The following is a 13,285-nucleotide window of genomic DNA, read 5'->3' on the forward strand; positions in this document are numbered from 1 at the left end:
AGAGTCTTCATCGATTCCGTCTCCAATAAGTATCCTTATTCTTATGTTTGCTTACGGAGTTTGGATTTGCAGGTAATCATAGCCGTAGTTTTGAATTTCAGTAGAGAACAGGTGTGAGATGACTGATAATCTGGTTGAAACCAATTTGATTGACCTTACTGCAGACATTGTTTCGGCTTATGTTAGCAACAATACCGTTGCTTCCGCAGAACTTCCGGGCCTCATCAATGAGGTTTATGGCGCGCTTCAGAAAACAGCAGCAGCGTCAAATGAACCGGAGCCGGAGCCGTTGAAGCCTGCCGTGCCGGTCAAGAAATCTGTCATGCCGGATTACATCATCTGTCTCGAAGACGGTAAGAAATTCAAGTCGCTGAAACGTCACCTGCGCACCCACTACAGCATGACCCCGGAAGAGTATCGGGATAAGTGGGACTTGGCACCGGACTACCCGATGGTTGCTCCGAACTACGCTGCTGCGCGGTCCGAACTGGCCAAAAAGATGGGTCTTGGCCAACAGCGCAAGCGTGCAAAGTAATTGGTCCGTCGACAAACCGGACAACAGAAAGGCCGCTTTTGAGCGGCCTTTTTTGTGTCTGACCGGCCGCCGAGACCATATGTCTTGAGTTCCAGCGTGCCCGACAGCGGGTTCACTCGGCCTCTCGGTCGCAGCTTTCTGTCTTGCATTAAGGTTGTGTAAGAACTTATCCACTCCTCTGGATTGTGAGTCTAGACTGTAGGAATATAAGCCTATCTCGGTAGTGCAGGCGAATATTTCCTAATGTTCACGACAGGAGGTGCGAATATGTTCAATGATAGGGGAGGGGCAATACACGACCACTACAGACCTTTGCGAGCAAAACCACTTTGCTTGCTAGAGGAGAACAGGCTTGAGGCCCATTTGCATCTTGCAGAGGGGTATGTATCCCGCGCGTTCTGCATCAAGCCTTTGGAGTTTTTCGCACATACGCGAGGACCTAAACATGTCTGCCACGCCCGGCAGTTGATCATGTATCTTGCGCATGTCGAATTCGGGTTGTCGCTTGCGGTCGTCGGCCGCCGATATCTCAGAGACCGTTCAACAGCGTCTCATGCGTGCAAGAAAATCGAGATCATGCGGGAAGATCCATTTTTTGATGAGTTGGTCGGTGAGATTGAGGCACTCATCACGTTGCGCCGCGATCCGCTTTTCGGCACCACCATCTGGGGGGCGTAATGACTTTTTTGTCAGTCAATGGCGCCGACCGCCGCGAGCGGATTCGTTTGTTGCGCAATTTGTCTTCCAAAGGGGCGGAGTTGGTCCGGGAGTTCTCTAATGGGCCTGTCCGTTGGGTTCTGCTCCGGGACCTCAAAACGCGTTCAATATGTTGGAGTGACCGGCTGATAGTTGCGGCTCTCTCAGCCGGCGTTCTGGTGAAGGCCGGACAAAACACGTGCCGGATCAGTCCGGAGGGTCGGGCAGCCCTCCGCCGGGCTTTAAGTGGAACTGATGATGTGGCCGATCAACATCGCGATATACGCCAGGTATCTTGCGGCAGTGTAGCCGCGAAGGGGGTTGGAAAACGGCCTGCATCTGCCAAGATCAACATTTCGGAAAGTCCGCTTGCCCGCTTGGCTGCACGGAAGAAGAAAAACGGCCAGCCGCTTTTGAACCCGGAAGAGGTGCAGGCCGGGGAGCGGCTGCGCGCCGACTACACCTTCGCGTCCATGATGCCGGCGATTGGACAGGGCTGGCGCACTGAGCGGATCACCGCTGGCGGTTTTGGGACAAAGGATTTGAATGACGATGTGCTGTCCGCACGCCAGCGTGTGGAAACTGTTCTTGAGAGCCTGGAGCCGGTTTTGGCGGGTGTCCTGGTCGACGTGTGTTGTCATCTGAAGGGTCTTGAAAAAGTCGAGGCAGAGCGCGGATGGCCTGCAAGGTGCGCGAAAATCATCTTGCAAATTGCGTTGTCTGCATTGGCAGACCGCTATGGAGAACGTACCCAAGCCCCGTCACGGCCGACTAGCGTTCGGAGCTGGTCATCCGCACCGTGAGAGCGCGGATGACGACACGAATTTAGGCTGCGGCCAAGGCAGCCTCTGCGTCGGTCCGGATCCGGCCAACCATGGACCTGAGGCCATTTGAACGTTGTGGAGTGAGATGCTCCTGCAGGTCGAGTTGATTGAAAACGCCTTCAACGTCGGTCTTCAGAATGTCCTCAGCGGTCTTGCCGGAAAAGACTGCTGTTACGATTGCTACAAGTCCTTGTACGATGAGGGCATCGCTGTCACCGCGGAACGTCAGCACCGGAGCGCCTTCAGCGTTCTTTTCGATCCCTGTAATCAGCCAGACCTGCGAAACACACCCGCGGACCTTATGTTCTTCGCTGCGCTCGGCATCGGTCAGAGGCGGAAGCTCCTTGCCCAGATCGATGAGGTATTTGTAGCGGTCTTCCCAATCATCCAGAAACTCGAATGTTTCCAGAATGTCATCGAGTGTCGTTGTCATGGCATCCGTCTTTTGTGGTCGCTTTGAGCTCCATATAGCTCGCAGAACCCAATCTGCCTATCCTGGCGTCGGGGTTTTATTAGGTTTGGATGTTTGTTGAGCGCGTGAAAACAAAGAAACGCCGCAGACGAAATGGGCAGCTATTCGTCTGCGGCGTAGCGGAAAAACCGCTGAAGTGAAGCCGTCTGATGCAATGCAACGGATTTGCATTGCCTTCGCGGGGCGCAATCAACCGTTCATTTGGTCCCGAAGGTCTCAGGATCTGGGAACGGTTTTAACTCAGATCTTTTGACCTGAGCGGGGTTTGGGCCTAGGCGTTGGCCCAATATCAGATTCTTGGATCTGAGTGGTTTCGGTCACACCATCGGCAGTCTGTGTACCAGCGGTGCTGGTTTGATCAGAAGTCGGCTGGACGTTTGTGGACCCGGTGATCACAGTTTCGGACGGATCAGCGTCAGCGATTTGTGTGTCCAGATACTCATAGACAATCCGGGCGCCGTCACGAGCGCGGCTGCCGATCGCTGTGAGTGCATTTCCGCCGGTTTCGCATGCTTGCGGATTGCGATCACAAAATCCGCCAATATCAGACATGGTTGCCTGCGCGGCGATAAATGCCGAGACCGGATTGATTGGTTCTACTGGAGTGCTTTCGGTCTCAGACCCGATCGGGATAAGGACCAAAACCAAAGTTAGCCAGAAGGCGGTTCTCAAGAGAAAGAACATTGCTGCTACCCATAGTTCTTTGCATGTCAGGTGCGCCGTTTTTGTTGGTGGCGCACTCGTTATGGGGTCGTTGTAGCACTGACTTCAGAACACCCGGTTGAGCTGACGGATGCAATTTTCATAAAATAAAACATGCATTTAAGTCGAACTTTCTGAGAAATTGATTCAAATTTGAATGAACTTCGAGCAACGGACTGAAAACAAATAGAAAAGTGCATTTTTGAGAGAAAAGAGATTTATCCTTTAACGTTCCTTAAGCGGTGCGGGCGAAAATAACACCAACAGGTTGGCGAGGCCCGATTCTCGCGCGCGTATCGGTAGTGTATTGTGAGTAACCATCTGAAATATCTGCAAAACGCCTGGACGACTTGGGCGAGCCGCATTGACGGGATGATTCACCCTGACGCTGTCTCGGATCCTTTGGCCGGGCCACTGCACAGATCATTCCTGGTTGGCTGCTTTTTTTCTGGTGCGGTGGCACTTTTCGTGTTGCCGCTGCATCTTGCCCTGGCGGGCGCACCGCACTCTGCAGCGGTACTGATGCTGGCCTGGATGTTGGGCCAATGGCCATTGGCGTTGTACCTGTCCCGGTCCGGTAATCTGGAACGCGCTATAACCCTCTCTTCGATTCTGTTTGCGGCCTTCACGGGTGTGATTTGCGCAATGACCGGCGGAGCCCAGTCCTTTGCTGTCATCTGGTTGCTCATTCCCGGTGTTGAAGCTGCTTTTGCCGGTCAAAGACGTACCGCGGTGATCACCACCGGGTTTTGCGCAGCAGTTTATGCCGGTCTGTTTTTCTTGCCAATCCAAGGCTTTATTGGGTTCAGTTTGCCTGCAGCACTTGATCCCGTCGCGACGCTTGGCGCGATCCTTTACGCAGGACTGCTCGCCTGTCGTTTGATTTCAGACCGGAGCCGAACCAGGGTGCTGATCAAAAGCGCGACCGAAGATTTCCAAACGATGGGGCAGGCGGTATCGGGCGTCGTTTGCGAAGTGCAGTCGAATGGAGACATGCGTCTCCTTGGCGGTCCTGCACGCCGGCTTTTCGGGCCTGCATTTGCTTCCAGCGGCCCCGATTGGATCTTTGCGCGGCTTCATGTCACTGACCGGCCCGTTTACCTGACCCGGCTTTCTGAAGCCCGGCATGATGGTCTTGCCTCCGAACTGGTTCTTCGGGTGCGCACGTTTCACGAACACATGGAAGAAAATGGCGCCCCGAACTTTACAGCGATGACGGTCAGACTGATCCCGGCACAGGCGTTTCGGGCAGGTGCACGTGACCAAACTGAAACGCAGCCAGTCCTTGTGGCGATTGATCCAGTGACATCAGAAACCGGCGGCGGTGCACCGGTAGAGATCGCGGATAACGTTGAGCAATTGCCGGAGTCCATGCCAGAAGTATCCATTGAGAACATCCCTGCGCAGGCAGCACGAGCGAAGTCGGCATAGGCAGGGCATGGCAAAACGAAAAAAACAAAACAAAAAGCCGGAGCCACCGGAAACCATGATGAGCCGGGCCGGCAATGTCGCCCGGGACAATCCTGTCGCTGCCGGCGGGACTGTTGTCATGGGCTTGACCGCCTGTTTGATCGTGGCAAATGCCCTCGGGCTGCAACCCGGCCGCCATCCAGCGCCTTACTACACAACGCGCGATTGGCCGGATACCGCGCCTGAGCCTCTTGCAGAGGCGGAGGGCGGTGTCACAGTTCAGGAAATCTCGACGCTCGTCCTCGATCTGCAGAATTCCCTGCGAAAGGCTGGTCTTTATGAAGGCCCATTGGACGGGATCAATGGTCCCGCCACGGAACGTGCAATCCGCGCATTTGAACGCAAAGCTGGGCGGGTTGATACCGGTGAAGCAAGCGAGAGCCTTCTCGCCTTGATCTGGCTTCATGGGACCGATCCGGCGGCACTCAACGCGCCACCAGTCCCCAGAGCTAAACCGGTAACGTCCGGCACACAGCGGCAGAACACCCAGGAAGAGGCGGCAACCGGGGTCGATTCTGATCCGCGTTTGAAGAAGATACAGCATGCGTTGTCGGAACTTGGCTACGGTCCGTTGACGGTAGATGGACTGATGGGCACCAATACAGCGGCGGCCTTGAAGCGGTTTGAACTCGATCGTGGATTGCCAATCACGGGGGAGGCCAATCCCCAAACGCTCGAACGTCTCGAAATGGTCAGCGGTCAACGCTTTGATGGATAGGCATTTTGCCTTTTCAGTAGCGTATGTGGTCAGTCAGGAAGGGTTGGATGCGCGTCACGTCTGAGCTTTTCGTCAGTGCGCTGGTGCGCCGGATTTTTTCTGAAAATGGATTTGCAGCCGTCACCCGAAAGGGCAATGCGGAAGCCGGAGCGATCTTGATTGTTGTCGACCGGCTCGACGGCACATTCGATTTGTATTCGCCAGCACCACAATCGTTTTTCGATGATGATGCCGGACAAGGCGACGGCGGCCGGTTGTTTGAAAAGACGTTAGAGGCGGCCGCGCGAGAGGCTGTTGATAAACGGTTGGAAAGCGAAGCCCGGATGGATCCGGACTTCTGGGTCGTTGATATCGAGGCCGAGGCGGGAAACGTGGAATTGCCTACCGCGGAACCTGAGCAATCGCGGAACCCTGCCGATGACTTCTTCCCGCTCTAGATCCGCTTAGCCCAAATTAGCCGATCCCTCGGCGCACACGCTGCGCGCTTGTCGTTCCGCTGCTGATACGGTGAGATCGGGCATCTCTGGACGGCCGGCTTGCGTCCTCGAATTGTCCAACGTGCCGCGGAGTTTTTTCGCCGGTGCCGACGAATTCCGCCGAATTCGTAGAGGTGCCCAAAAGAGTCCAAGCGCTGGTTAGCACATTTGCGGCACCTGTGCTGAGATTTCGATGCAGGAACAAGAGCTTCCGGATTTCTTCAATGCCCAAGTGCTCACCCAGTAACCGGACAAGAATCGTTGTTGTCTTTGGCCGATCGAGGCCCAGGGATTTGAGAGAAATGACAAGTGCCTCGCCCTGGCCCTCATGCGAAAGCATGTCACTGACCGAGCTTGGAAAACCCAGCCCTTGGCCAAGGCTATCGGTAAAGCGGTTTCGCTTTTGAAGCAGTGCAGCTTTCAAAAGTGCGCCATGAAGGCGGAGGCGGGCGGTGTCTATTGCAGGAATGTTTGGATGCGCAGGCGCCTGTGCGGATCTGATCACGCTCATCGTTTCAGCTGCGGCGATCGCCTTTGCACGCAAGGAAGCAGGCAATACAAGAAACTGACTGATCAGATTTTCCGTGTTCAACGCCTGACGCTTGGAAAGCTCTTCACCAAGTTCTGCAATCAGGTCGGTTCGCTTGCTCAAGCGTTCATTCAGGTGTTGGTCCAGCGTCAGGTCTTTCCGATCGATCAGTAGCCGAATGGTCTGCGCATCGGCCGTCTCACACAGTGCGGCCAGAATCGGGCGCGGTAAATGGGATCGTCCGGCGAGTGCTTTGCGGGCAGCTTCGGACCCTCCTTTGGCGATCTCCACAAGCACGTCCACAGAAACCTTGGTGCTGTGCCGCAAAATGGGGAAGGCGGTAAGATCATCTTTGTCTTTGGCGAGAAGGTCGATGAGCGCATCCGGTGCTTCCGGACAAGTCACCAGCATGTTGGCGATCTGGCGCCGGTCACGAACGGATGTCGCCGGTAACAGGTTTTTCGCCAGCTCCAGAAAAACACGTTTTTCTTCAGCGTTATGTCCGGCTCTACCTGTGAAAAGTTCGACCGCGGAGAGCAAGATCCCGCTGTCCGATGGCTGAGAGGAGGGCTTTCTAATCGTTGAATTGAAGGTCTGCACAGCTTGTTCGAACCGTTTTCTGGTGGGCAGCCCACCTGACTAAAAACACTAATTAACGGCGGATAAGTCCACGACCGTTCCTTCAAATTGGACCAAAACCGTTAGCATCTTGTTAACCTGAACGCCGTCTTAATTGAGTTGCAGGTAGTATTGCGTCGCCCGTTGATCGTTTCCGCTGCCCATCGCTCCAGCGGGAACCAGAACCGAAGGAGGAGACGATGGGCACTTTGTTAGATTTCGCTTCCGCATCTCGCCCGACAGCGCGCGTTGACCCTCGTTCAACACCGCAACGTTCGACGAACCCGGAAGAGTTTGGGCAAGTTATCCTCTTCCCAGGTGTCCGTTACGAGCACCACGACCTTGATCTTGCCGCACGAATCGCGACCATCGGAAAAGCTGCTGGACCTGCTGGGTCCGACAAGGACTGACGGTTCGAGCCACTCCAGCTGCAGGCAACAAGCATCACGCATGCGGTTTGGAGAAACGCCCCATGGGCACGAGCAACGCGGTTGGAAAAAGGCATGTGCATGCACAAGGGAGCTGTCGCGCCTCTGTTTCCGTTCTGGCTCGGTCAGGCGTAACTGTTTCCATACTGGCGTTGGTGCTGGCCGGGTGTGTTCGGCCAACAGGTGATTTCGACCGTGCAAAACCGTCGGTCATTCACGACAGTGTCATGCCGGCGATCGGCGAAGGCGCGGCGCGCATGCGCGAGGACCCTGTCTCCAAATTCAATTACACAAACGATGAGAAGCTGCTGCGGGACCGTGGCTGGACCCTCATCCGTCCGCCATGGACGAAAGACTGGATCGGCGGCACCATGGCAGAACTTGCAAGAACCCGCGTTCTGCCCGAAACGGACGGGCGCATCCCGCCTGATCTTTATTATCATTATCTCCGGTCAGACAAATTCCGGTCCTCAGATGCCAGGTTTGACAAGATCGCGTCTGATGCCACCGGTGATGCCGATCTGGTGATGCCGTTTTGCGAGGTCGCTCTGAGAGTACGGGAGGCCGATGATGAGCGCTTGCGTGTCCTTCAGAACAAGCCGCTCACAACGGAAGAGATGTATGAAGGTGCAAAGGCCCGGGTTTGGGAAAACAGGGTCATGATCAAGTGGGTGGGCCAGGCCCTGCGTTACCGTATCACGGCCTATAAAAACGCTCTGGACGCTCTTGAAATCGAAACGCCCAGCCGGGACCGCCAGTGGAAGGTGAATACCGCAATCCGGGAACTTCAAGGACAGGTGCTGCTGGCTGAATCCGAATGCCAGACTGAAAACCGGTATGGCACTGAAGAGCCGGTTCGCCGCTCACGGATTTACAAGGGTTGGGGCAATGAGCGCCCGCCACCGCAAAAATAACGCAGCTTGGCCTGTATTGCCGGTGCCGTTCGCCGTCGACTGTGACTTTAGCTTTTGACCGCTCCAATCAGATCAACCGAGAACGTCGCAGCTTGCGATGCTCATGGCGTTTTCGATCGTTTCGGCTTGTGTGGGATGGGAAACATAGGCGCGCAGAAGGGCTATTCCGCTGATCGTTTCTGTTTCAATGACGATCAGGTCTTCCAAGTTGGCTGGCGGGTTCTGGCGCAGGATGGACAGCTGTTCTGATGTGATCAGAAGCATGGAGAGCCTGTCAGCGCCAGCGGTGCGGTTGTTGAGGCTGTAGACCGTTTCGCCAGCCTGATTGAACACCCCAATAGACCAGAATGATGCTGGAATTCCAGCATCGAAAAAGACCGGGCCGGCCGATAGCTGAAACCGGCAAATCGCATGTTTCATGGCCGGATCAAGACCGGGTAGGGCTTCTTCCCCGGGTCTGAGATCCGGCAACAGGTTGAACTGCCTGTCAGGGCCGTACGTCAGGGCGTCATCATAAGCGCTGTGCTGCACATTCTGCGGGATGGTGAGCACAACAAGGATATGAATGACCGCAGCGAGGCAAAGCACAGCCAGCGCACCGGCAGTCAGAGTAAAGCGAGGCGACAGTGTCATGGGCAGCTGATCCTGTCGATGTCCGGAACGCTCACACCGTCGAGTGCTGCCCCTGTCGTTACTGGAGCATCATAAAGCCGCAGGACGAAACGAAGCCCGCTGCCCGGCGCTGGGTTGGTGGGCAAGGGGAGCCAGTTGCCCGATTTGATCTGTGCACTTGCGGTGATGTCAAACGAGCCATCGCCGCGTCGCAAAAGGTTTTGGCTGTCCAGATGATTGCGTCCCGGCATCGTTTGCTGAAGCCGGCCATGTCCGTCAACAGCCGTCAGGGTCCAAAGCCGGGCTGTCGGGGTGCGCCCGGCAATGCGGTAGCTGCAGGCCGGGTCGAGCGCTTGTCCGCTGCTGTCTGTGCGGGCAGTCAGTGACAAGCCTTCCCCGGAAGCGAGCGGGATGTAGCCGCCACGGGTGTAGATAGCGACGGAATAGGGGTCGGCCTCCGGAGTGCCTGCTGTGGGATACGCTTTCCACGCACCGACCGAAATTGAATCAAGCGGTTCTTCGCGTTCGATCAGAATGTAAGCCGAACTGACCCCGATCAGTGCGCTGAGAATGATGATTGAGGTGAGAAAGACCAGGGTTCTGAGCGGGTGCGGCCGCTCTGGCCGAATGGCGCGCGGAAGGACTTCCTTGTGCCAGCCGCTTTCAACATGGCCTGAAGCGTGTCGCATGGTCTGCTGCTTCATTGCGCAGCCGCATATTCGGTGTCGCCATCGTCGGGCACTGCCGCCTGGTCGCGGGACTGGGTGAGTTCCCGCAGATCCGATCCGATATCAAGCAGAAGCCGCTGTGTCCGTCGGCTAAGGACCCTTGGCTGGACGGCCACTGCGTCGGCTGCGGCGACCAGCGGACGGGCCGGTTGGGCAAGCCGAGGCAAGGTGTCGGCTTCAACGCCGGGCATGGCCACAAGCTCAATCCCGTTGTGGGCATATGCCATGAACCGTTGCCATGCCATAGCAGGGAGACTGCCACCGGTAACGCGCCGGGTGGATGTGAAATCGTCGTTTCCAAACCAGACAGCGCCTGTGAAGTTGCCCGTGTAGCCGACGAACCAGGCGTCGCGATAAGCGTTTGTGGTACCGGTTTTTCCGGCCGCGACGACGCCGTCAATCCGGGCCCGGCGGCCAGTTCCAGCCTCGACCACGTTGACCAGGATGTCGTTCATCTCGTGGACTTTTTCTTCCGGGAATATCCTCTGGGGTTCTGGCTCATCAACTTCCCGCTGATAGAGGACTTCGCCGTCGCTGTTGGTGACTTCCAGGATCGCGTAGCCCTTGGCTTTGTATCCGCCATTTGCAAAGACCGAATAGGATGAGGCCATGTCGATGACCGTGACCTCTGATGAGCCGATCGGCAGGGAAACAGAGTTTTCCAATTCGTGCGTCAGGCCCATTGCGTAGGCGGTTTCGATGATTTTTTCGCGGCCGAAATTCTGCGCGAGCCTGATCGGAATGGTGTTGATGGATTTCGTCAGTGCCAGCTTCAAGGTCACAGCACCTCGGTAGCTGCGGGTATAGTTGCGCGGGCACCAGTTGCCGAGACAAAACGGCCGGTCTGGAACAATCGAGCTCGATGAAAAGCCGTTCATGAATGCGGTCATGTAAACGAACGGCTTGAACGAGGAGCCGGGTTGGCGCAGTGCGTTGACAGCCCTGTTGAATTGGCTTTCGCCATAAGACCGGCCGCCAACCATCGCCACGACCGCGCCATCCGGGACCATTGCCACCAATGCAGCTGAGTTGGCGTCCCGCAGCTTGGCATTCTCCCTGAGGACTGATTCGACCGCCTGGTCAGCCTGGCGCTGAAGAGCCGGGTCCAATGTGGTTCGGACCGTGACGATCCGGTCGCGGGCCATGGCCGGTTTCCGCCGTGCCAGTTTCTTGACCTCATCCAGCGCCCAGTCGAGGAAGTATTCAGGCAACTGTTCTTGAGAGCGGTCGACAGCAAGAGCCGGATTGCGCCTCGCGCCGATCACCTGGCCTTCCGTTAGAAGGTCGGCCTGCACCATGTTGGTCAGGACTTCATTTGCCCGGGCACGCGCAGCCGGCAAATTGATGTGCGGCGCGTATTTGGTCGGGGCCTTGTAGAGCCCGGCAAGCATGGCGCTTTCGGCCAGTGTCAGCTCGCGAACGTTCTTGTTGAAATAGAACTCAGCCGCTGCGGTCACCCCAAAAACACCGCCGCCCATATAGGCACGGTCGAGATAAAGCTTCAGGATTTCCTGTTTCGACAGGTTCGCCTCTAGCCAAAGCGCGAGATAGGCTTCCTTGATCTTGCGGCTGAGACTGCGCTCGTTGGACAGGAACAGGTTTTTGGCAAGCTGCTGGGTCAGCGTTGAGCCGCCCTGGACAACCCCGCCAGCACGCGCGTTTTCCACCATCGCCCGGAACGTTCCGACAAAATCGATGCCAAAATGCATGAAGAAGCGGCGGTCTTCCGTTGCAAGTGTCGCCTTCACAAGGGAATCCGGGATTTCCTCCAAAGGGACGCTGTCGTTCAAAACGATACCGCGCCGGCCGATTTCCTGGCCAAAGCGGTCGAGGAAAGTGACGGCAAAGTCGTCGGTCGTCTTCCAGTCCGCGTAGCGGGTTGCTTCGATGGCCGGCTGCGCGAAGGCCAGAACGACAACAAAACCGATTGTTCCGTAAGTCAGGCCATCGGATGTGACCTCAGAGAGCCCGCGCCAGATCCCTTTTGCGCGAAACCTGCGCAAAAACCCGTCATAGGCTTCCCAGCTTCGGCGGATGATCGACCAAGATCGCCAGAGACCTGTATCGACCATGGAGTCGATCGAAAGCAAAAACCGCCGGATCCGTTGTCCGATACCGGGTCGCGGCTGGGCATTGCCTTCATTTGTGTCTGGATCGGATGCCAAGCTTGCAGAATCTCCGCGCATCAAAAGCTTCTTCAACGTAACCCGTTTTTACTACAGTGAAAACTGAAGACAACGGCGGAAATGCTTCGGGAATGGGATAAATCTTATTTGATTTGGCATCGTCGGTGCGCTTCAAACCTATCATTGTTGCTGGCCGCCCGTATGCGTGATAGGCGCACGGATCAAATCAAGGGCGCGCAGGAGAGAGCAACCCAATGGGGTCTGGCAATTCGGTGAATAAGGACGGTGAGCTTCCGTTCTGGAAAACAAAGTCGCTCGAAGAGATGACCAACGCTGAATGGGAATCCCTCTGCGACGGTTGTGCCCGGTGTTGCCTCAACAAACTGGAAGACTGGGATACAGGCGATATTGTCTGGACCGATGTTGCCTGCACCCTTCTGGATGGTACGTCTTGCCGCTGCAAAGATTACGAAAACCGCGCTGCGACCGTTCCGGATTGCATCCAACTCACACCGTCTGAAGTAAACACGCTGACTTGGCTTCCGCCGACTTGCGGATACCGGCTCGTGCGCGAAGGCGCAGATCTTTACTGGTGGCATCCGCTCGTGTCCGGCGATCCAGAAACCGTGCACCAAGCGGGGGTATCCGTCCAAAACCGCACCGTGCCAGAAGATGGAATGGAGCTGGAAGAGTACGAAAATCACGTCGTGACATGGCCTGGAGAAATGCCGGAGGCTGAGTAAGACCCTTTAAGGCCTTACCAGAAAAGCTTCTACATGGCGTTCGAGGCGGGATTGCAATTCTTTTAGATCCGTCAGCTGATGCGACCGGAAAATGATTGCTCCGTGAATGACGAAGGCGACCAAACCGTCGAGCATTTCTTGAGGTGAACGATCTGATCGGAGCTTTGGGGTGATTTCGTCGGACGATTGCCAAAACCCTAGAAATTGCAGCAACTTCTCATCAAGTGCATTGAGCTGTTCGATAAATTCGGGAGCGCAGTGGCCCTTGGTTGCACCAATGTTTTCCAGAAACACACGCAGCATGGTCTGGCTCTCGGTGATGACCGCTATAAGCGCCATCATTCGGCTCACCAGTCCCCCAACCGGATCTGCAAAGTCTTGAGCCGAAAGCTTTTCGTTTTTGTCGGCGGCTTCCCGGAGTTTCTGTAACTCGCCCAATAGCAGATAGGAGAGAAGGCCGTCCATATCGCCGAAATGAGCGAATATTGTGCCTTTGGCGACGCCTGCCTCTCGAGCGATCGCCTCTGCGGTCATCTCTTCCAAGGATTTCTTTTTGGATAGGTGCGCTGCCGCCTCCAGGATCCGGGCGCGGGTGAGGGCGGTGCGTGCTTGGGGCTTCCGTGGTTTGGTTTCTATCGCCATGACATCTTCTAAAAATGACCGCGGTCAATTTATTGCTTGACCTCGTACCATA

At 56.0% G+C, this 13,285-nt stretch carries 16 protein-coding genes; 9 read left to right on the plus strand and 7 right to left on the minus strand.

Features of this window, described 5'->3' with window-relative positions:
• The first annotated feature begins 118 nt into the window (after window positions 1-118).
• The 3 genes from ACQY4Z_RS20800 to ACQY4Z_RS20810 all read left to right on the plus strand — a co-directional run bounded on the left by ACQY4Z_RS20800 (window position 119) and on the right by ACQY4Z_RS20810 (window position 2,034).
• On the plus strand, window positions 119-535 hold the full coding sequence (locus ACQY4Z_RS20800; protein ID WP_428524475.1) for a MucR family transcriptional regulator: 417 nt from the start codon (window positions 119-121) through the stop codon (window positions 533-535).
• A 267-nt stretch (window positions 536-802) separates the two neighbouring features.
• On the plus strand, window positions 803-1,213 hold the full coding sequence (locus tag ACQY4Z_RS20805) for a helix-turn-helix domain-containing protein (RefSeq protein ID WP_428524477.1): 411 nt from the start codon (window positions 803-805) through the stop codon (window positions 1,211-1,213).
• Complete coding sequence (locus ACQY4Z_RS20810) at window positions 1,213-2,034, plus strand: DUF6456 domain-containing protein (protein ID WP_428524479.1); 822 nt, start codon at window positions 1,213-1,215, stop codon at window positions 2,032-2,034. The genes ACQY4Z_RS20805 and ACQY4Z_RS20810 overlap by 1 nt, the downstream gene beginning before the upstream one ends.
• A gap of 22 nt (window positions 2,035-2,056) precedes the next feature.
• On the opposite strand, the gene ACQY4Z_RS20815 is transcribed toward ACQY4Z_RS20810, so the two are convergent.
• Together ACQY4Z_RS20815 and ACQY4Z_RS20820 are read right to left on the minus strand one after the other, a co-directional pair.
• The gene (locus ACQY4Z_RS20815; RefSeq protein WP_209178486.1) at window positions 2,057-2,488 is read right to left on the minus strand and encodes a SufE family protein; all 432 of its coding nucleotides are present in this window, start codon (window positions 2,486-2,488) and stop codon (window positions 2,057-2,059) included.
• A gap of 279 nt (window positions 2,489-2,767) precedes the next feature.
• The gene (locus ACQY4Z_RS20820) at window positions 2,768-3,211 is read right to left on the minus strand and encodes a DUF5330 domain-containing protein (protein WP_428524481.1); all 444 of its coding nucleotides are present in this window, start codon (window positions 3,209-3,211) and stop codon (window positions 2,768-2,770) included.
• Window positions 3,212-3,538: 327 nt separating this feature from the next.
• Between ACQY4Z_RS20820 and ACQY4Z_RS20825 the strand changes: the two genes are divergently transcribed.
• From ACQY4Z_RS20825 to ACQY4Z_RS20835, 3 genes are read left to right on the plus strand one after another with little or no spacing between them, the layout of a single operon-like run.
• The gene (locus ACQY4Z_RS20825) at window positions 3,539-4,660 is read left to right on the plus strand and encodes a hypothetical protein (RefSeq protein ID WP_428524483.1); all 1,122 of its coding nucleotides are present in this window, start codon (window positions 3,539-3,541) and stop codon (window positions 4,658-4,660) included.
• A gap of 7 nt (window positions 4,661-4,667) precedes the next feature.
• Window positions 4,668-5,417 carry a peptidoglycan-binding domain-containing protein gene (locus ACQY4Z_RS20830; RefSeq protein ID WP_428524485.1) on the plus strand — a complete coding sequence of 250 codons (750 nt, stop codon included), beginning with the start codon at window positions 4,668-4,670 and terminating at the stop codon, window positions 5,415-5,417.
• A 47-nt stretch (window positions 5,418-5,464) separates the two neighbouring features.
• Complete coding sequence (locus tag ACQY4Z_RS20835) at window positions 5,465-5,854, plus strand: DUF1491 family protein (RefSeq protein WP_428524487.1); 390 nt, start codon at window positions 5,465-5,467, stop codon at window positions 5,852-5,854.
• Between the two features lie 16 nt (window positions 5,855-5,870).
• Here the strand turns inward: ACQY4Z_RS20835 and ACQY4Z_RS20840 are convergent, their stop codons facing one another.
• Window positions 5,871-6,962 (minus strand): DUF2336 domain-containing protein, encoded by a 1,092-nt coding sequence (locus tag ACQY4Z_RS20840; RefSeq protein ID WP_428524489.1) that lies wholly within the window; start codon window positions 6,960-6,962, stop codon window positions 5,871-5,873.
• A gap of 278 nt (window positions 6,963-7,240) precedes the next feature.
• Here ACQY4Z_RS20840 and ACQY4Z_RS20845 point away from each other — a divergent pair, with 278 nt between their 5' ends.
• Both ACQY4Z_RS20845 and ACQY4Z_RS20850 read left to right on the plus strand, forming a co-directional pair.
• Window positions 7,241-7,450, plus strand: a complete 210-nt coding sequence (locus ACQY4Z_RS20845; RefSeq protein ID WP_428524491.1) for a hypothetical protein — start codon at window positions 7,241-7,243, stop codon at window positions 7,448-7,450.
• A 62-nt stretch (window positions 7,451-7,512) separates the two neighbouring features.
• The gene (locus ACQY4Z_RS20850) at window positions 7,513-8,382 is read left to right on the plus strand and encodes a hypothetical protein (protein ID WP_428524493.1); all 870 of its coding nucleotides are present in this window, start codon (window positions 7,513-7,515) and stop codon (window positions 8,380-8,382) included.
• 72 nt (window positions 8,383-8,454) lie between these two features.
• On the opposite strand, the gene ACQY4Z_RS20855 is transcribed toward ACQY4Z_RS20850, so the two are convergent.
• The 3 genes from ACQY4Z_RS20855 to ACQY4Z_RS20865 are packed head-to-tail and all read right to left on the minus strand — an operon-like array spanning window position 8,455 to window position 11,794.
• Complete coding sequence (locus ACQY4Z_RS20855) at window positions 8,455-9,015, minus strand: DUF1254 domain-containing protein (RefSeq protein WP_428524495.1); 561 nt, start codon at window positions 9,013-9,015, stop codon at window positions 8,455-8,457.
• Window positions 9,012-9,683, minus strand: a complete 672-nt coding sequence (locus tag ACQY4Z_RS20860; protein ID WP_428524497.1) for a DUF1214 domain-containing protein — start codon at window positions 9,681-9,683, stop codon at window positions 9,012-9,014. The genes ACQY4Z_RS20855 and ACQY4Z_RS20860 overlap by 4 nt, the downstream gene beginning before the upstream one ends.
• Window positions 9,684-9,694: 11 nt before the next feature.
• Window positions 9,695-11,794: a transglycosylase domain-containing protein gene (locus ACQY4Z_RS20865; RefSeq protein WP_428529623.1), complete on the minus strand. Its 2,100-nt coding sequence runs from the start codon at window positions 11,792-11,794 to the stop codon at window positions 9,695-9,697.
• Window positions 11,795-12,102: 308 nt separating this feature from the next.
• Between ACQY4Z_RS20865 and ACQY4Z_RS20870 the strand changes: the two genes are divergently transcribed.
• Window positions 12,103-12,591: a YcgN family cysteine cluster protein gene (locus ACQY4Z_RS20870; RefSeq protein ID WP_209173941.1), complete on the plus strand. Its 489-nt coding sequence runs from the start codon at window positions 12,103-12,105 to the stop codon at window positions 12,589-12,591.
• 6 nt (window positions 12,592-12,597) lie between these two features.
• On the opposite strand, the gene ACQY4Z_RS20875 is transcribed toward ACQY4Z_RS20870, so the two are convergent.
• Window positions 12,598-13,233, minus strand: coding sequence for a TetR/AcrR family transcriptional regulator (locus tag ACQY4Z_RS20875; protein ID WP_428524499.1), 636 nt, complete (start codon window positions 13,231-13,233; stop codon window positions 12,598-12,600).
• Window positions 13,234-13,285 lie beyond the last annotated feature (52 nt).

Origin of the sequence: Roseibium sp., from assembly GCF_965276855.1 — a bacterium.
Taxonomy (GTDB): domain Bacteria; phylum Pseudomonadota; class Alphaproteobacteria; order Rhizobiales; family Stappiaceae; genus Roseibium.

Excerpts from the sequence above, each read along its gene's own strand:
- ACQY4Z_RS20800 (WP_428524475.1), top strand. The coding sequence starts at position 119 with ATGACTGATAATCTGGTTGAAACCAATTTGATTGACCTTACTGCAGAC.
- ACQY4Z_RS20805 (WP_428524477.1), top strand. The coding sequence starts at position 803 with ATGTTCAATGATAGGGGAGGGGCAATACACGACCACTACAGACCTTTG.
- ACQY4Z_RS20810 (WP_428524479.1), top strand. The coding sequence starts at position 1,213 with ATGACTTTTTTGTCAGTCAATGGCGCCGACCGCCGCGAGCGGATTCGT.
- ACQY4Z_RS20815 (WP_209178486.1), bottom strand. The coding sequence starts at position 2,488 with ATGACAACGACACTCGATGACATTCTGGAAACATTCGAGTTTCTGGAT.
- ACQY4Z_RS20820 (WP_428524481.1), bottom strand. The coding sequence starts at position 3,211 with ATGTTCTTTCTCTTGAGAACCGCCTTCTGGCTAACTTTGGTTTTGGTC.
- ACQY4Z_RS20830 (WP_428524485.1), top strand. The coding sequence starts at position 4,668 with ATGGCAAAACGAAAAAAACAAAACAAAAAGCCGGAGCCACCGGAAACC.
- ACQY4Z_RS20835 (WP_428524487.1), top strand. The coding sequence starts at position 5,465 with ATGCGCGTCACGTCTGAGCTTTTCGTCAGTGCGCTGGTGCGCCGGATT.
- ACQY4Z_RS20845 (WP_428524491.1), top strand. The coding sequence starts at position 7,241 with ATGGGCACTTTGTTAGATTTCGCTTCCGCATCTCGCCCGACAGCGCGC.
- ACQY4Z_RS20850 (WP_428524493.1), top strand. The coding sequence starts at position 7,513 with ATGGGCACGAGCAACGCGGTTGGAAAAAGGCATGTGCATGCACAAGGG.
- ACQY4Z_RS20855 (WP_428524495.1), bottom strand. The coding sequence starts at position 9,015 with ATGACACTGTCGCCTCGCTTTACTCTGACTGCCGGTGCGCTGGCTGTG.
- ACQY4Z_RS20860 (WP_428524497.1), bottom strand. The coding sequence starts at position 9,683 with ATGCGACACGCTTCAGGCCATGTTGAAAGCGGCTGGCACAAGGAAGTC.
- ACQY4Z_RS20865 (WP_428529623.1), bottom strand. The coding sequence starts at position 11,794 with ATGGTCGATACAGGTCTCTGGCGATCTTGGTCGATCATCCGCCGAAGC.
- ACQY4Z_RS20870 (WP_209173941.1), top strand. The coding sequence starts at position 12,103 with ATGGGGTCTGGCAATTCGGTGAATAAGGACGGTGAGCTTCCGTTCTGG.
- ACQY4Z_RS20875 (WP_428524499.1), bottom strand. The coding sequence starts at position 13,233 with ATGGCGATAGAAACCAAACCACGGAAGCCCCAAGCACGCACCGCCCTC.